The sequence below is a fragment of the Flavobacterium pectinovorum genome, from assembly GCF_900142715.1.
Taxonomy (GTDB): Bacteria; Bacteroidota; Bacteroidia; order Flavobacteriales; family Flavobacteriaceae; genus Flavobacterium; species Flavobacterium pectinovorum.
This window is the reverse complement of sequence record NZ_FRBX01000005.1, coordinates 357,420-373,374: the sequence shown is the minus strand read 5'-3', so window position 1 is coordinate 373,374 and position 15,955 is coordinate 357,420. Positions and strand designations below refer to the sequence as shown.

Genomic DNA, 15,955 nt, shown 5'->3' with positions numbered 1-15,955 from the left:
TGCTTTTTCAATAAGTTAAAGAACGAAAATTTTCGGCAAAAATTTTATAATATTGTGTTTTGAAAATTTAAATAAATGCTTGCAAAAAATTTCTCCGGATTTATTTTAGAAACTGGTACTGATGAAGCTGGCCGTGGTTGTCTGGCTGGTCCGGTAACTGCTGCTGCCATAATTTTACCGGCAGATTTTGAGCATGAATTTTTAAATGACAGTAAACAATTGTCTGAAAAAATAAGGTTTCACTTAAAACCTATTATCGAGAAACATGCCGTTTGCTATTCTGTAACACATCTTCATGCAGAAGAAATCGATGAAATCAATATTCTAAATGCATCAATGAAAGGAATGCAGGAATGTATTTTAAAATTAAACCAGCGTCCGGAATATATTATTGTGGATGGAAACAGATCGCTTAATGCAAAATTAGGTTTAAAGAATACTTTTGGAAAACAATTTTCGAAAGATGAAATAGATTTATTAAAATCTATTCCAAACCAAAGTATTATAAAAGGAGACGCAAAATTCGTGAGTATTGCAGCCGCTTCTATTTTAGCCAAAACCTATCGTGATGAATACATGGATTTAATTCATGAAGAATTCCCGATGTACAACTGGAAACAAAATAAAGGATATCCTACCAGAGAACATCGGGACGCTATTAGAAAATACGGAACTACAAAATACCACCGAATGAGTTTCAGACTTTTGCCGGATCAATTGGAGTTAGAATTCTAACTAGCTTATTTATTTTCGTTTAAAAAAGATATAATCTGATTTTCCCATTCTGAAATATTTTCTGAAGAAGCGCGATCTGCTTTATCAAAATAAAAATGCTGCTGAATTTCGAATCCGCAATAATTAAAAATTCCAGTATCAGATGTTAAAGCCAAAGCTTTATCCAAGCCACTTTCGGCATATTCTGCGTTTGATTTTCCGTGCGAATTGATGATGATTGCTTTCTTGCCAGCCAATAATCCTTTTTGAATTCCCTGATCGTATCTATATGCAAATCCGTAACTAAAAACACGGTCAATATAACCTTTCATTACAGCCGGCATTCCTGTCCACCAGATTGGATAAACAAAAATAATGCGGTCTGCCCAGGTTATAAAATCCTGTTCGATTTTTACATCATTAACAACTTGTCCCATTCTTTGTCCGTTCATATCATCTAAAGAAAGCACCGGATTAAAATTCAATTCATTTAAATCGCGAACAATAACTTCTTGTCCCGATTCTTCAAGGTTTTCGACAATAGTTTGTTTTAAGAAATGATTTAAACTAGCCGGATTTGGATGCGCATAAACAATTAAATTTTTCATGTTTTCTATTTTTTAAAGATTACATGACAAATGTAAAACGCAATGTTTGGGTACAATTGTAAGAAAACGAAAAGCGGCTTAAGTACCTTTTGAACTGCAGATATCGCTTTGAAACTTTAAGAATTTTGTTGGCGAGATGTTCATATAATATTTAAAATCATGAATCAACTGACTTTGATCGTAATAACCGCATTGTTCTACAATCAAAAGCCAATCTTTTTTTTCGTTATTATCTGAAGTTTTCTGAATGAGATCAACCGCTTTCAAAAAACGTTCGTAGCGACTGATTTCTTTAATTGTATAGCCAAAAAATTTCTTTTGATGAAGCTGAATATTTCTTTCCGTTTGATTTATCTGTGAAGCAATTGCTTTTATCGGATTTAAAGATTCTTCTTTAAAATCAGCCAAAAGTGTTGTTGTCGCATTTTGCTCTCCTAAATATGGTTTGCAAAATTCTAAGATATAATCAACACGGTCTTTTGTGTTGGGAATTATTTTTAATTTTTCCCATAAAACATCAAAACAATTTTGAGCTATTAAAGCATCGGGATGAATGGGTAAAGAATGCGTTAAAAGCGCATTTCCGAAGAATCTGTAAAAAGCATCTTCTTTAAAATTTGCCACTAAAATTTCAGAATCAGGTTCTAAAGTATAATCAAATGCCTGTTTTATTGGTCCTAAAACAATGCATTTCTCCACTTGTAAAACGGTATTTTGTTTTGATTTTAAAAAAGATTTTGTACCGAAGTTAAAAACCAAAATAGTCTGAAAACTTGGCAATAATGTTTTTGTTATTGGAAAAACTGTTTTATTTTCTGCGAAGTAAAAATGAGAAAAAACAGTTGAAAATACTGAAGGAACATCAATTCTATAATTGTTATTTTCTTCAGCATTTCCCATATTTTATTTTTTTGAAACTATTTAACAAATTCAGCTTCAAACAATTCAGTCAGATGTTTTACAATTTTAGATTTTACTTCGTCTTCGTCAACTTTTTCTACGCCAAGTTCAACTTGTAAGGAAGTAACACCTTTTCCGCGAATTCCACACGGAATGATATTGTCAAAATACCCTAAATCAACATTTACGTTTAAAGCAAATCCGTGCATTGTAACCCAGCGTGAAGCACGCACGCCAAGCGCACATATTTTGCGTGCAAACGGAGTTCCTACGTCTAGCCAAACTCCGGTTTCGCCTTCGCTTCTGCCACATTTTAAACCATATTCTTCTAAAGTCAGAATGATAGCTTCTTCAAGAAAACGTAAATATTTATGAATATCTGTAAAGAAATTTTCTAAGTCTAAAATAGGATAACCTACAATTTGTCCCGGTCCGTGATAGGTAATATCGCCGCCACGATTGATTTTATAAAAAGTTGCTCCTTTTGCTTCAAGTTGTTTTTCGTTTAACAACAAGTTTTCAAGATCTCCGCTTTTACCCAAAGTATAAACATGCGGATGTTCGACAAACAATAAATAATTTGGAGTTTCTAATTCTAGTTCCTCTCTTCTATTTTTAATTTTTAAGTCGACTATGTCTTTAAAAAGTTCTTCCTGATATTCCCAGGTCGATTTATAATCTTTACTTCCTAAATCTTGAAGTTGAATTTTTTTATTCATTTTAATTATTTTTCAAACTCAACATCAAAGTTAAGTTTGTCAGGATTCTCCATATAATCCGTAAAAGAGTATTGTAATGTAATTGATTTTCTATCGTCGCTAAACAAAGCACTTGGGTTTGATACCTTTTTAATTCGCTTAGGGAAATGATATTTTAAAATATAATTAGAAGATGCAAAAATCATATTTGACATATCTGCAGCACTATCTTTAGCCTTTTCGGCTGATTTTTGTTTGTCGATTATTGCTTTACGCGTAAATTTATTTCCGTCGTAAGTATAACTTAATGTACTATTATTTTTTCCCAAACCACCTGCAAAAGGATTTGAAGCGTTTGAGCCTCCTTCTAATTTTTGAAGTGTACTCATGGCTTGTAAAACATCCTGCAATTCGTTTACGTTTTTAAAATCTTTTGAAAATGCCATCAGAAATTCTTTTTTCTCACCGTTCATTTTCAGGTTCACCGTAAGATCTTCCAGTTTTTTGATTTCGTTTTGAACCTCTGGAGATAATTTTGCGATGCTGTCTTTTTTATCTGCCAATAATTGTTTGAAGGTAAAAGTTGAATCGATATTTTTTTTGGCATCGGCACCCATTTGGCTTCCAAGCTGATCTCCTGCCATTTCCATTAAGGCAGAACCATCCATATCAAGAGCAAATTTTCCGGTTCCGTTATCGCTTACATAAATATTTTCGGTGAAAGTGCAACTTGTTAAGGTTGCTAATAAAAAAGAAAAACTAAGTAATTTATATAATTTCATCGTGGTTAATTTTTTTATCAAATATACGAAGACTATTTTAAAGAATATGGTTTTGCAATTTTGGTTTTTAATCTTCAAATAGTACTTTAAAACCTATTTCCATATCGGTATTCTCTTGCATATTTTCTAAAGGAACATCATAAATAAAACTTTTCCTGTCTGTTGCAATTACTGCATTTTTTAAAGAAACTGTTTTTATTTTTTTCGGAAAATGATATTCCATAGAATATTTACATTCTTTCAGCATATCATCCATTTTTTTCAAAAAAGGATCGTCTTCTTTCTTTTTGTTTTTCTTTTTAGGCTTAGCTGTCTTTTTATTATCCTGGGAAGAAACAATCGTTTTTACAAAAGATTTTCCATCATAAATAAACGATGCTGCATTATTACTCTCCGGTTTTGGTGCTGCACTTAGTGCTCCAAGTCGTTTTTTATCAGAAAGTGCAAGCTTTTCCATAGCTTGTGTTGCAGATGCCATTTTTTGAATGCTGTCTAAATTTTTAAAATCAAATGTCATATTATATTCCATTTGCTTTTGTTCTTCGTTTACTTTTAAATTAATTTTAAAATTTTCAAGCACTTTAAGCATTTCCTTATCAGCAGCCGGAAGTTTTGCAATACTATCTTTTGCTTTGTCAAAAAGTTCTTTAAAATTAAAAGAAGTATCAATAACCTTTTTATTATTTAAGGTATCAGTACTTTTCATTCCCATTTTATACATTGCTGCCATGTCAAAACCGTATGAAAAAGATCCTGAACCATCTTCATTTATTATCATTTTTTCTTTAATCGTACAACTTGATATACATAATGCAACAAGGAAATAAAGTAAATATTTTTTCATATTTCAGATTTAGATTAGTGAGCAGCGAAGATACTTTCTTTTGATAATTATTTGAATTTATTCTAAAACCACTTCCAAATTTGTCATTTCCGGATTTTGCAAACAATCTAAAAGTGGAAATTCGACAGTAAAAGTTTTTTTATCCGGACTAATAATGGCTTTTTCATTTGAAACGGATTTTATTTTTTTCGGAAAATGATAGCGAAGCGTATAAGTTTGCGTCAGTTTTAAAGAAGTATATTTAGAGCCCGTTTTCTTAAATTCATCTTTTGTTTTTTGAAGTTCGACTGGATCTGTAATAGAAACCAGGCGCTTAAAAACTTTTCCATCAAAAGCATATTCTACCTTATAATAATGACTTTCGGCAGTTAAGGCATAATTATACTTTATATCACCTGCATAATTTTCTGTTTTATACAAATCCGGAATTTCCGAAACTTTACCAAAATCAAACGAAAAAACATTTTTAAATTCTTTTTCGAAAGAGCTTTCTTTAATATGCACTTTTACATTAGAATATTTTTGAAATAGCTTTTGCTCTTCGGGTGTATACTTTAAAAAATTCTCTTTGTATTTTTCAATATATTCTTTAAAAACATAGGCTGTATCTTTAAAAGCTTCTTCATGAGAATAACTTTCGCCTGCTAATTGCATATAACTATTTTCATCACGAAGCTGTACTACTTCAATATTTCCACTCCCGTCCGGATTAATTGTGATGGTTTCTGTGACCTGGCAACTTGTTACCAGAAATAGAATTACAAAGGCTTTTATGAATTTCATTTTTTTTGAAAGGTTCTGAGGTTCTGAGATGCTAAGATACTGAGGTTTCTTTTCGATTTTTCTTTTTATCAAATAATATTCAATTGACTGTTTTGTCATTCCGAGGAACGAGGAATCTTCGCAAGAAACTCTGCAAAGATTGGCGATTTTGTTTGTGGAGCTACTTGTGAAGATTCCTCGTTCCTCGGAATGACAAGATTGCGTAGACACTCCAGCAAAAACCTCTCCTAAAAACTAAAACCTCTAATCTAGCCCCGATAGAAGCGGTATCCTTTTTTGCTTTTTCTGCAAAAAAGATACAAGTGTCCCGAAGCTTCGGGAGCGGGACTGAAGATGATTGAAATACGATAAATTTCTGCTGCAAAAAATCTAAAAACTGCATTCTGAAATCTACTTTCTTTTCTTTATCTTTGCACACTTAAAAAAAGAGCACAAAATGGCATTATCAGAACAAGAAATCATCAGAAGAGAAAAACTTCAAAACTTGCGCAACTTAGGAATCAATCCTTATCCGGCTAATCTTTTTCCTGTAAATCACACTTCGAAGCAGATAAAGGAATCGTTTGAAGAAGGTAAGAAGGTTATCGTTGCGGGTCGTTTGATGAGCGTGAGAGATCAGGGAAAAGCTTGTTTTGCTGAATTGCAGGATAGCGAAGGACGTATACAATTGTACGTGAACCGCGATGTTTTGTGTGAAGGTGATGATAAAACTTTATATAACACTGTATTTAAAAAACTGACTGATTTAGGTGACTTTATCGGTATCGAAGGTGAATTGTTTACTACAAAAGTAGGTGCACAATGTGTTCGTGTTGACGGATTTACTTTTTTAAGTAAAACTTTACGTCCGCTTCCTTTACCAAAAGTAGATGAAGAAGGAAACGTTCATGATGCTTTTAATGATCCTGAATTGCGTTACAGAATGCGTTATGTAGATTTAACAGTGAATCCACAAGTTAAAGAAAACTTTATCAAACGTACCAAGTTGTTTAGTGCAATGCGTGGTTATTTTAACGATGCCGGTTATCTTGAGGTTGAAACTCCGGTTTTACAGCCAATTGCTGGTGGAGCTGCTGCGCGTCCGTTTATCACACATCATAATTCGCTTGATATTCCGCTTTACATGCGTATTGCAAACGAATTGTATTTAAAAAGATTAATTGTTGGTGGTTTTGAAGGTGTTTATGAGTTCTCTAAAAACTTTAGAAATGAAGGAATGGACAGAACGCATAATCCTGAATTTACCGCTATGGAAATATATGTAGCCTACAAAGACTACAACTGGATGATGGAATTTGCAGAAGGTCTACTTGAGCATTGTGCGATTGCCGTAAATGGAACTAGTGAAGTTACTTTTGGTGAACACCAAATTAACTTTAAAGCGCCTTACGCTCGTGTTACAATGACAGATTCTATTAAACATTTTACCGGTTTTGATATCTCAGGAAAAAACGAAGAGGAATTGTTTGAAGCTGCAAGAGGAATGGGAATCGACGTGGATAAAACAATGGGGAAAGGAAAATTGATTGATGAAATTTTTGGAGCTAAATGCGAAGGAAATTATATTCAGCCAACTTTCATTACCGATTATCCTAAAGAAATGTCACCTTTATGTAAAGAACACCGCGATAATCCTGAGCTTACAGAACGTTTCGAATTAATGGTTTGTGGTAAAGAAATTGCAAATGCTTATTCTGAATTGAACGACCCAATTGATCAGCGTGAGCGTTTTGAAGATCAAATGCGTTTGTCTGAAAAAGGTGATGATGAAGCAAACGGAATTATCGATGAAGATTTCTTAAGAGCATTAGAATATGGTATGCCTCCAACTTCTGGAATGGGAATTGGTATGGATCGTTTGATTATGTACTTAACAAACAATGCATCGATTCAGGAAGTTTTATTGTTCCCACAAATGCGTCCAGAGAAAAAACAAGCTCAGATTGAACTTTCTGATGAAGAGAAATTTATCGTAGATTTATTAAAAGGAAATGAAAATAAAATGGATCTTCAGCAATTAAAAATTACTGCAAATTTAAGCGGTAAAAAATGGGATGCGTCTATGAAAAATTTATCTAAACACGGTTTGACTAAAGTTGCTGTTGAAGGTGAGTTTAAATTTGTTGAGTTGGTGGAGTAATTTTTTATTGTTTAGTATATTTAAATCTGTCTTCGGGCAGATTTTTTTTGCTTTATATTTGTTAAAGTGATTAACTTCATAAATTTACAGTATGTACGAAATCGATTGGGAACTCACTCATAAATATTTACCCGCAATATTATCCTTTTTGGGGTCTTTCTTAGCAATCTATTGGGCTGGAAGTAAAAAGATAAGAGAAATAAAAGCTGACTTGAGATACAATAGGGAATTTAAACAAATCGATCTTGAATATCGAAGAGCAGAATTCATTTACACTCAAAAGCACAATGGATATGAGAATTTACTAAAAATAATAAGTAAATACTCAGCAGAAACAAGAGATCTGATTTTTGAGGATTTCCTGTTTGTCGTATTTGAATTTAATTTTGAAAAGGATAATTTTTGTGATGGTGATAATGAACAGCGTGATTTATTTCATGAAAAATATCGCGAAAAATTCAGTTCTATTTCAAAAAAATACAATGATTTATATCAATTATTAAACATAGAAATCCAACCTTCAATTTTAAATTCATCAGATGAAGTGCATGACCTAATTGAGAATGTCAAAAATAGTTATAACGTAATTTTTAAAAAGTTCACAGATGATTATCTTCCTAAACTTACAACATTAACTATAGAAGAAATGGAAAAAGATAATCATGAAATAAAAGCCTTTTTTGAAAAATATCAATTATCATTTGATAAACTTAAAATTCAAATGAGGAAGGAAATAAAAGAAGAACAACAAAAAATTAATACTTCTAGAATATAGTAAATACAAACAGTTAGATCTTATTCAATGGATAACTTAATAAAATATCTCAAACAAGAAAATAGTAATTCATTGAACTTATATCAATTCGAACAATATGAATTAGATATTCTTAAAAAAAGCGAAGAAGATATAAAATACGGAAGAGTTATTTCTCAAGAAGACTTAGACAAAGAAGACTTAGAATGGCTTTCTCAAATATAATTTAAAACCCGGCAGGTTTTAAAAACCTGTCGGGTTTACTTTTTAAAACGAATACTTCTCTTTGTTTCCAGAAATATCCAAAACTTCAGTACTTTCTTTAGGGAAATCTCCTTTCCATTTTTCCTGAACGGAAGGATTTGACGGATATTTACCATTTTTCATTTTCATCAAATACAATGCATCTTTACTTTTAAAGATTAAATCCTGAAATTTTTCGGAAGAAGTTGTTGCTACGAAAATTGGAAAGTCAGTTACGGTGAACGAATTAATTAAACTTCCGTCATTATTTAAAATATAACCTGAACAGCCTCCGCTTCCGCAAAAATAAGGATTAGAGAAACCAACAAAATATTCATTTTTCTTATCATTGTTCAAATCAAATGCCTCGTAATAAAAAAAGCGATCTTCTTTTGTCATTGCAGGTAAATCTTTTTTTAGTAAAACTAAAAGCTGTTTTCTAATTAATTTGACCGCTTTATCATCTCTGGGTGGAGCTTCGCTTAAATCTGCAGTTCCGGCTACTGTTTTTGATAAAGTATCCTGAACAATTGTTTTAATGATGTTTGAATCCTTTTTATCCTTATTCTGGCAGGAATATAGGGTTAGAATTGTGATTATTATTAGAATTTGTTTTTTCATAATTTAGATTTTAATTTTTCACACCAGCAATGCAGCCTTATTTTCAATATCATTTTCAGCCAACAACGATTTTATATTATTAAAAGTAACCAAAGCAATCTGCGTTAAAGCTTCGTTGGTAAAAAAGGCCTGGTGCGCCGTTACCAAAACATTCGGAAAGCTCATCAAACGTTGAATCGCATCGTCCTGAATAATATCTGCAGAAAGATCTCTAAAGAATAGTTTTTCTTCCTGTTCGTAAACATCGATTCCCAAATAGCCAATTTTCCCTTCTTTTAAACCTTCAATAACACAGGCCGTTTCTATTAATCCGCCGCGGCTGGTATTGATAATCATTACGCTGTCTTTCATTTCATCAATAGATTTTTTATTGATTATATGTTTAGTCTGCTCATTTAATGGACAATGCAAAGAAATAATATCACTAGTTTTGAAGATTTCTTCGAGAGAAACAAACTCAACTCCGTCTTTTTCCATTTCGGCATTAGTTACAATATCATAAGCCAAAACTTTACAGCCAAAACCCAATGCAATTTTAGCAAAAGCTTTTCCAATATTTCCTGTTCCAATGATTCCGATTGTTTTTCCGAATAAATCAAAACCTAATAATCCGTTTAAGGAGAAATTCTGCTCGCGGACTCTGTTGTAGGCTTTATGTGTTTTTCGGTTTAAAGTTAAAATCATGGCCATGGCATGTTCTGCAACTGCCTGAGGTGAATACGCAGGGACGCGACACACTTTTAAATTGTATTTTTTGGCCGCTTCTAAATCGACATTATTAAAACCGGCGCAACGCAACGCGATAATTTTTACATTTTTTTCTGCCAGCTGCTTAATGACTGCTTCGTTTACAATATCATTTACAAATACACAGACAATTTCAGCTTTTTCAATTAAAACAACAGTTTGGGGATTAAGCTGGGTTTCGTAAAAATCCAATTCAAAACCAAAATCAGTATTATATTTATTAAAAAAGCTCTTATCGTAAGGCTGTGTCGAAAAAAAGGCAATTTTGTTATTCATAAGATTTTGTTTTTGGGTTTTAACTTCTGGTCTTACTAAGGTAAGCAATTATTTTTGAAGTAATTTTCTGATCTCAAATCCATTTATTAATTTGTATAAATAGACATTACCTTCGACTGTAATTTTTCTTAATGCCATGAGTTTTTATTCTCTAAAATTCAAATGATCTGTACTAAAAAGCAAACCAATTCCGCTGTAAGGATCTTTTTTTAAATCATAAAAATTATTTACTCCTGCCAAATCTTTATATAAATCTGAAATTATCGAGGATTTCTGAAATCCATCTATCGTATGATTTATGATAGTATCTGCCAAACACGTTAATTCTTTTGTAGTATTTGTAACACCAATATTATTTCCGGTTTCCCAATCCCAAATAATCCAATCCCAATTGTGTTTTTTATGAATACACTCCATCCATAGATAAGACAGATTTTTAATTTTTATCTTTCCTAATTCTTTCTCTTTCCAATATTCAACACTTTCAATTATAGCTTTAATGGCATCATCTGCGTGATCATAAATAAAATCAGGACTTGAGATTTGAATTATCTTTATAGCATCTGCGATCTTGGTATTGATTGTTTTTGATTCCTTTTCGTTGGGCTTTCTTAAAAAAGCAAACTCAATATCTTGGCGTCCAAAAACAGTTCCTGGTGATTTTACCTGCATTTCTTCGGGAATGCATCTAGTATTAGAATTTTTATCCAAAAACTCCTGCTTAGGATCAAAAGAAAAATTTTTATCTTCATAAAATCCAGAAATATATCTTTCTTCAATTTCTTTTATTATTTGATAAGTCTCATAATTGGTATCTTCTTTTATTTCCTCTTCGTTTTTGAATTTACAGAAATAATCCGGCTGAAGCATCCAATACAAACAAAGTGCTGTTCCTTTATCAAGATGTTTTTGTTTGATAATCCATTCAAAAGGTTCAATTCCGTCATCATAATTCCAATGTTGTACAAATTGATGCAATTCAGCAGCCGTTAATTTTTGATAAGACATTTCGCCATTTACGGCTTTAAGAACACGGTTTTTATTTTTCTTATTAAATAATTCTTCCATATTTTATTCTGGTAATTCTATTTTGAAATTGTCAATGCACTAACAAATTTAAAAACCTATTCTTGTAAAACATCATGATTCACCGGAATTAAAAAAGCATTGAAAATAAAAATACAATATCGCTAATCCATTTTTCGTTTTGTTAAAAACTACAATTCTGATTATTAGATTAAACCTATTCAATTGAATAAAGTCTAATTACTATAACCTCAAAAAAACAAATCATGAAAAAATTATTTATTGCAGCTTTGTTATTCGTTGGAGTAGCAAGTTTTGCACAAGATGCTGATCAAAAAAGAGAAAGATTAACTCCTGAACAACGCAATGAAAAACAATTGCAAAAATTAACTTCTGAATTAAGTTTAGATGCAAATCAACAATCTCAGGTAAAACAATTACTGGCTGAAAGAAGTGCTAAAGCCGAAAAATTTAAAGAAGCCCGTCAGGCAAAAAAAGATAGTGATGTAAAACCAACTGCTGAAGAAAAAGAAGCTTTTAAAAAAGAAATGCTAGCTGAAAAAGAAGCAAACGACGCTAAAATGAAATCTATTTTAACTGCAGATCAGTATACAAAATGGCATGCTTTGCAAGAAAAAAACAAAGAAAAAGCCAGAGAAAAAATGAGAGAATATAAAAAAGAAAACAACTAATTATAGTTTATAAAAAGAGGCAATTAAGCCTCTTTTTTATTTCTTTATCAACTTTATATTTTCATTAATAGTTTTTGTTAAATAAAAGATAAATCTGACAATCGCATTAAACTTAGCAAACTCTTTGAAGTCTAAATGCTATAATCTAAAAAAAACGAATTATGAAAAAATTATTTATTGCGGCTTTATTATTCGTTGGAGTAGTAAGTTTTGCACAAGACATCAATCAGAAATCAGGACGTGATCAAAGAGAAAATTTAACTCCGGAACAACGTAACGAGAAACATTTACAAAAACTGACTTCTGAATTGAGTCTGGATAAAAAACAACAAGATCAGGTAAAACAATTATTGGCTGAAAGAAGTGCCAAAGCAGAAAAGTTTAAAGCTGCCAGAAAAGACAGTAAAACAAAACCTACTGATGCAGAAAGAGAAGCTTTTAAAAAACAAATGGAAACTGAAAAAGCAGCTAACGATGCTAAAATGAAATCTATTTTAAATGCTGATCAATACACAAAATGGACAGCTTTGAAAAAAGACCACAAAGGAAAAGGAGATCATAAAGGTCATAGAGATATGAAATCTCCACAAGAACGCAATCAGGCACATTTGCAAAAATTGACAACAGATTTAAACCTAAACGCAGATCAGCAAAAACAAGTTGGTCAACTTTTATCTGAAAGAAGCACTAAAATGGAAATGCTGAAAAAGAGCCGAAAAGATTCTGATGTAAAACCAACTGATGCTGAAAGAAAAGCTATGAAAAAACAAATGGAAGAAGATCATAAAGCAACTGATGCAAAAATGAAATCTATTTTAACAGCCGACCAATACAAAAAATGGGAAGCAATTAAAAAAGAACACAAAGACAAAATGAAAGATCACAGAAAAGATAAAATGTAAGTGAGATCAAAAAAAAGAGGCTTTTAAAGCCTCTTTTTTGATTTATTAAAATGTCTTTGAAACTTTGTCAATTGCATTTATTGTAAAATCTAAATCTTCATACGTTAATGCATCTGTTATAAACCAGGTTTCGTATGCAGATGGCGCGATATAAACACCTTCGTTTAATAATCCGTGGAAGAATTTCTTAAACGTTTCATTGTCTCCTTTTGCAGCCGTTTGAAAATCGACAACCGGATTTTCATCAAAATGTACCGAAATCATCGAACCTACTCTATTGATGGTGAAAACAATATTATTTGCTTTTAAAACTTTATCTATTCCTGCTTCCAGATAAGCTGTTTTTTCTTCTAAACGGGTAAAAATAGCGCGGTCATTATCTAACGATTGCAACATTGCCAATCCTGCAGCCATTGCTAAAGGATTTCCAGACAATGTTCCTGCCTGATAAACCGGACCAAGTGGCGCCAAATAATTCATGATTTCTTCTCGTGCAGCAAAAGCGCCAACAGGCAAACCTCCACCAATCACTTTTCCGAAAGTAACGATATCAGCATTGATATTATACAATTCCTGAACTCCGCCACGAGCCAAACGGAAACCTGTCATTACCTCATCAAAAATTAATAAAATTCCGTTTGCGGTACACAAATCTCTTAAGCCTTGCAAGAAACCTTTTTGAGGTGGAATACAGCCCATATTTCCGGCAACCGGCTCAATTATAATTGCTGCGATTTCGTTTTTATTGGCTTCGATTAAAGTTTTTACATTCTCTAAATCATTGTATTTTGCCAACAAAGTATCTTTTGCAGTTCCTTCTGTAACGCCCGGACTATTTGGAGATCCAAAAGTTACGGCTCCACTCCCAGCCTGAATCAAAAATGAATCAGAATGTCCGTGGTAACAACCTCCAAATTTGATAATTTTATCTCTTTTGGTAAATCCGCGAGCCAGACGAATAGCACTCATACAAGCTTCTGTACCTGAATTTACAAATCTTATTTTATCAATATTCGGAACCATAGAAACAGCCAAAGCAGCGATTTGAGTTTCTAGTTCTGTCGGCATCCCAAATGAGGTTCCCAGTTTTGCTTTTTCGATTACGGCATCAACAACGGGCTGATACGCGTGACCCAAAACCATTGGTCCCCAAGAATTGATATAATCTATTAATTTATTTCCGTCTTCATCATACAAATAAGCACCTTTGGCACTTTTTACAAAAATAGGAGTTCCTCCAACTGCTTTAAAGGCTCTTACTGGCGAATTTACTCCTCCCGGAATTACTTTTTCTGCTTCAGCAAAAAGCTGACTACTTCTTTTATAGATCATTTTTATTTTAGATTTTTAGATTTTAGATCGTTAGACTTCTTAGATTTTTGAAGCAGACTAATCCAATATCTATTTGTATTTTTTGATTTTATATAATTTATTTCACTTTCAACTTTTGTCCAATTGAAAGTGCGTTGTCTGAAAGATTATTTTTTCTCTTCAAATCATCAACCAATAAATTGAATTTTTTTGAAATCGAATATAATGTATCTCCTTGTTGAACTTCGTATAAATTGGGATCGTCTGAATTTGAATTAGAACTTTTGGTTGAACTCGAATTAGTTTTAGTTGAAGTTGAACTCGCAACTGATTTATCAAAAGGTTTGTAATTTTTTCCCGTTACCTGACAATCGTATTGATGCAGATTATAACGCTCGATATAACTTATTAATTTATCCGGATAATTAGGATCTGTGGCATAACCTGCAGCTCTTAAGCCTTTTGCCCAGGCTTTATAATCGTCTTTTTCGTAAGTAAATAAAGTTGCATATCTGTTTTTTCCAACCAAAAATAAGGCGTGGTCTTTATAAGATTCTGAAGCTTCTGTATATTTCCTGAAACATTCCTGAGAGGAATCATCATCATGCCGAACACTTTCTCCCAACCAGTCTTTATGGCATTTTATTCCGAAATGATTATTGGCTTCCATTGCTAAATCGCCTTTACCGGCTCCCGATTCTAAAATTCCCTGAGCCAGAATAATACTTGCCGGAATGCCATATTTTTGCATATTTCCCATTGCAATATCTTTGTATTGCAAAACATAATCGGTAATTACATTGCTGGTTACAACTGTTTTTGAAGTAGACTGAATAACCTCAGTTGTATTATTTGTAGTTGGATATTTTTTTACAGTTGGTCTTGAATCGGTCGTTTTTTTAGTAGTCGCCACCCTCGGTTTCTGCACTGACGCTGCTTTTTTAGTTGTTGCAATCGCCGGTTTACTCGAAGAACAACTTGCCAAAGCTGCTATTATAAAAAGTATTATAATTTTTTTAAACATTCGTTTTGAGTATTGGTAATTTCTTCTGCTTCAATTTTAAATTCATTCCTTCAATTCCCTGCAATCCGCCTGTGTGAATGAGTAAAATTTTTGAATGCGGAGGAAAATATTTTTTAGAGATTAAATCTATAACGCCAAAAAACATCTTTCCTGTATAAATTGGATCTAAGGGTACTTTATTTTCGTCAAAAAAAGCATTAATAAATTCAATTAATTCTAAATTTATCTTGCCATAACCTCCAAAATGATAGTCAGAAATTAATTCCCAGTTATCTTTTTGTGCAAAAATACGAATTTCATCGATTAAAAAGTTACCTTTTAACGCCGGAAACCCTAAAATTTTCTGATTTGGCAATGCACTATTTATTAGTCCCGAAATAGTTCCGCCTGTTCCAACAGCGCAGCAAACGTAATTAAAAACCGCATCTTCATCTGTCAAAATCTCTTCACAGCCTTTTACAGCCAATTCATTTGTGCCGCCTTCGGGAACTAAATAAAAATCACCAAACTTTTCTTTTAATTTTTCTATAAAAGAAATTTCACTTTTATTTCGATAATCTTCTCTTGAAATAAACTCAAATTTCATTCCGTTTTCCTGAGCAAATTTCAGGGTCGGGTTTTCTTCAATTTTATCAAAAAGTTCATCACCGCGAATAACTCCAATAGTTTTAAAACCCTGCTCTTTTCCCGCATACGCAACCGCAGCGATATGATTCGAAAAAGCACCGCCAAAAGTGAGCAAAGTGGTTTTGTTTTCGGCTTTCGCCTGAAGTAAATTGTATTTTAATTTTCTTAATTTATTCCCTGAAATAAACGGATGATTTAAGTCTTCGCGCTTTATTGTCAAAGAAATATCATTAGGAAAATTGATATTGATATTCTGGTTCAAA

18 protein-coding genes are annotated in these 15,955 nt (G+C 32.3%); 6 read left to right on the top strand and 12 right to left on the bottom strand.

Features of this window, described 5'->3' with window-relative positions; all coding sequences use genetic code 11:
- Positions 1-75: 75 nt before the first annotated feature.
- The gene (locus BUE22_RS18435; RefSeq protein WP_073397273.1) at positions 76-735 is read left to right on the top strand and encodes a ribonuclease HII; all 660 of its coding nucleotides are present in this window, start codon (positions 76-78) and stop codon (positions 733-735) included.
- 5 nt (positions 736-740) lie between these two features.
- Here the strand turns inward: BUE22_RS18435 and BUE22_RS18430 are convergent, their stop codons facing one another.
- The 6 genes from BUE22_RS18430 to BUE22_RS18405 form a co-directional block, all read right to left on the bottom strand.
- Positions 741-1,322, bottom strand: coding sequence for an NAD(P)H-dependent oxidoreductase (locus BUE22_RS18430; protein WP_073397271.1), 582 nt, complete (start codon positions 1,320-1,322; stop codon positions 741-743).
- A 78-nt stretch (positions 1,323-1,400) separates the two neighbouring features.
- A complete protein-coding gene (locus tag BUE22_RS18425) occupies positions 1,401-2,222 on the bottom strand; it encodes a helix-turn-helix transcriptional regulator (RefSeq protein WP_073397269.1) in 822 nt (273 codons plus the stop codon).
- A 17-nt stretch (positions 2,223-2,239) separates the two neighbouring features.
- On the bottom strand, positions 2,240-2,941 hold the full coding sequence (gene lipB / locus BUE22_RS18420; RefSeq protein WP_073397267.1) for a lipoyl(octanoyl) transferase LipB: 702 nt from the start codon (positions 2,939-2,941) through the stop codon (positions 2,240-2,242).
- Positions 2,942-2,946: 5 nt separating this feature from the next.
- Positions 2,947-3,702 carry a hypothetical protein gene (locus BUE22_RS18415; RefSeq protein ID WP_073397265.1) on the bottom strand — a complete coding sequence of 252 codons (756 nt, stop codon included), beginning with the start codon at positions 3,700-3,702 and terminating at the stop codon, positions 2,947-2,949.
- A gap of 67 nt (positions 3,703-3,769) precedes the next feature.
- Complete coding sequence (locus BUE22_RS18410; protein ID WP_073397264.1) at positions 3,770-4,546, bottom strand: hypothetical protein; 777 nt, start codon at positions 4,544-4,546, stop codon at positions 3,770-3,772.
- Between the two features lie 57 nt (positions 4,547-4,603).
- Positions 4,604-5,329, bottom strand: a complete 726-nt coding sequence (locus BUE22_RS18405; protein WP_073397366.1) for a hypothetical protein — start codon at positions 5,327-5,329, stop codon at positions 4,604-4,606.
- 436 nt (positions 5,330-5,765) lie between these two features.
- Here BUE22_RS18405 and lysS point away from each other — a divergent pair, with 436 nt between their 5' ends.
- The 3 genes from lysS (at position 5,766) to BUE22_RS23855 (ending at position 8,448) form a co-directional block, all read left to right on the top strand.
- The gene (gene lysS / locus BUE22_RS18395; RefSeq protein WP_073397260.1) at positions 5,766-7,469 is read left to right on the top strand and encodes a lysine--tRNA ligase; all 1,704 of its coding nucleotides are present in this window, start codon (positions 5,766-5,768) and stop codon (positions 7,467-7,469) included.
- A 91-nt stretch (positions 7,470-7,560) separates the two neighbouring features.
- Positions 7,561-8,244, top strand: a complete 684-nt coding sequence (locus BUE22_RS18390) for a hypothetical protein (protein WP_073397258.1) — start codon at positions 7,561-7,563, stop codon at positions 8,242-8,244.
- Between the two features lie 27 nt (positions 8,245-8,271).
- The gene (locus tag BUE22_RS23855; protein WP_165768487.1) at positions 8,272-8,448 is read left to right on the top strand and encodes a hypothetical protein; all 177 of its coding nucleotides are present in this window, start codon (positions 8,272-8,274) and stop codon (positions 8,446-8,448) included.
- Positions 8,449-8,490: 42 nt separating this feature from the next.
- Here BUE22_RS23855 and BUE22_RS18385 read toward each other — a convergent pair whose 3' ends face one another.
- The 3 genes from BUE22_RS18385 to BUE22_RS18375 form a co-directional block, all read right to left on the bottom strand.
- Positions 8,491-9,087 (bottom strand): hypothetical protein, encoded by a 597-nt coding sequence (locus tag BUE22_RS18385; RefSeq protein WP_073397256.1) that lies wholly within the window; start codon positions 9,085-9,087, stop codon positions 8,491-8,493.
- A gap of 18 nt (positions 9,088-9,105) precedes the next feature.
- Positions 9,106-10,110: a 2-hydroxyacid dehydrogenase gene (locus BUE22_RS18380; RefSeq protein WP_073397364.1), complete on the bottom strand. Its 1,005-nt coding sequence runs from the start codon at positions 10,108-10,110 to the stop codon at positions 9,106-9,108.
- 144 nt (positions 10,111-10,254) lie between these two features.
- On the bottom strand, positions 10,255-11,178 hold the full coding sequence (locus tag BUE22_RS18375) for a DUF4274 domain-containing protein (RefSeq protein ID WP_073397254.1): 924 nt from the start codon (positions 11,176-11,178) through the stop codon (positions 10,255-10,257).
- Between the two features lie 224 nt (positions 11,179-11,402).
- Here BUE22_RS18375 and BUE22_RS18370 point away from each other — a divergent pair, with 224 nt between their 5' ends.
- Positions 11,403-11,828, top strand: coding sequence for an SPFH domain-containing protein (locus BUE22_RS18370; RefSeq protein WP_073397253.1), 426 nt, complete (start codon positions 11,403-11,405; stop codon positions 11,826-11,828).
- Positions 11,829-11,989: 161 nt separating this feature from the next.
- On the top strand, positions 11,990-12,730 hold the full coding sequence (locus BUE22_RS23945; protein WP_243396828.1) for a hypothetical protein: 741 nt from the start codon (positions 11,990-11,992) through the stop codon (positions 12,728-12,730).
- Positions 12,731-12,775: 45 nt separating this feature from the next.
- Here the strand turns inward: BUE22_RS23945 and hemL are convergent, their stop codons facing one another.
- The 3 genes from hemL to BUE22_RS18350 form a co-directional block, all read right to left on the bottom strand.
- Positions 12,776-14,062 (bottom strand): glutamate-1-semialdehyde 2,1-aminomutase, encoded by a 1,287-nt coding sequence (hemL, locus tag BUE22_RS18360; RefSeq protein ID WP_073397251.1) that lies wholly within the window; start codon positions 14,060-14,062, stop codon positions 12,776-12,778.
- A 97-nt stretch (positions 14,063-14,159) separates the two neighbouring features.
- Positions 14,160-15,065, bottom strand: a complete 906-nt coding sequence (locus tag BUE22_RS18355; RefSeq protein WP_073397250.1) for a glucosaminidase domain-containing protein — start codon at positions 15,063-15,065, stop codon at positions 14,160-14,162.
- On the bottom strand, positions 15,058-15,954 hold the full coding sequence (locus BUE22_RS18350; RefSeq protein WP_089075976.1) for a 1-aminocyclopropane-1-carboxylate deaminase/D-cysteine desulfhydrase: 897 nt from the start codon (positions 15,952-15,954) through the stop codon (positions 15,058-15,060). The genes BUE22_RS18355 and BUE22_RS18350 overlap by 8 nt, the downstream gene beginning before the upstream one ends.
- Between the last annotated feature and the right edge of the window lies 1 nt (position 15,955).

Bases quoted from the DNA above. Each gene is read 5' to 3' on its own strand.
- BUE22_RS18435 (WP_073397273.1), top strand. From the start codon at position 76: ATGCTTGCAAAAAATTTCTCCGGATTTATTTTAGAAACTGGTACTGAT.
- BUE22_RS18375 (WP_073397254.1), bottom strand. From the start codon at position 11,178: ATGGAAGAATTATTTAATAAGAAAAATAAAAACCGTGTTCTTAAAGCC.
- BUE22_RS18385 (WP_073397256.1), bottom strand. From the start codon at position 9,087: ATGAAAAAACAAATTCTAATAATAATCACAATTCTAACCCTATATTCC.
- hemL (WP_073397251.1), bottom strand. From the start codon at position 14,062: ATGATCTATAAAAGAAGTAGTCAGCTTTTTGCTGAAGCAGAAAAAGTA.
- BUE22_RS18410 (WP_073397264.1), bottom strand. From the start codon at position 4,546: ATGAAAAAATATTTACTTTATTTCCTTGTTGCATTATGTATATCAAGT.
- BUE22_RS23945 (WP_243396828.1), top strand. From the start codon at position 11,990: ATGAAAAAATTATTTATTGCGGCTTTATTATTCGTTGGAGTAGTAAGT.
- lipB (WP_073397267.1), bottom strand. From the start codon at position 2,941: ATGAATAAAAAAATTCAACTTCAAGATTTAGGAAGTAAAGATTATAAA.
- BUE22_RS18425 (WP_073397269.1), bottom strand. From the start codon at position 2,222: ATGGGAAATGCTGAAGAAAATAACAATTATAGAATTGATGTTCCTTCA.
- BUE22_RS18370 (WP_073397253.1), top strand. From the start codon at position 11,403: ATGAAAAAATTATTTATTGCAGCTTTGTTATTCGTTGGAGTAGCAAGT.
- BUE22_RS18380 (WP_073397364.1), bottom strand. From the start codon at position 10,110: ATGAATAACAAAATTGCCTTTTTTTCGACACAGCCTTACGATAAGAGC.
- BUE22_RS18415 (WP_073397265.1), bottom strand. From the start codon at position 3,702: ATGAAATTATATAAATTACTTAGTTTTTCTTTTTTATTAGCAACCTTA.
- BUE22_RS18405 (WP_073397366.1), bottom strand. From the start codon at position 5,329: ATGAAATTCATAAAAGCCTTTGTAATTCTATTTCTGGTAACAAGTTGC.
- BUE22_RS23855 (WP_165768487.1), top strand. From the start codon at position 8,272: ATGGATAACTTAATAAAATATCTCAAACAAGAAAATAGTAATTCATTG.
- BUE22_RS18355 (WP_073397250.1), bottom strand. From the start codon at position 15,065: ATGTTTAAAAAAATTATAATACTTTTTATAATAGCAGCTTTGGCAAGT.
- BUE22_RS18390 (WP_073397258.1), top strand. From the start codon at position 7,561: ATGTACGAAATCGATTGGGAACTCACTCATAAATATTTACCCGCAATA.
- BUE22_RS18430 (WP_073397271.1), bottom strand. From the start codon at position 1,322: ATGAAAAATTTAATTGTTTATGCGCATCCAAATCCGGCTAGTTTAAAT.
- lysS (WP_073397260.1), top strand. From the start codon at position 5,766: ATGGCATTATCAGAACAAGAAATCATCAGAAGAGAAAAACTTCAAAAC.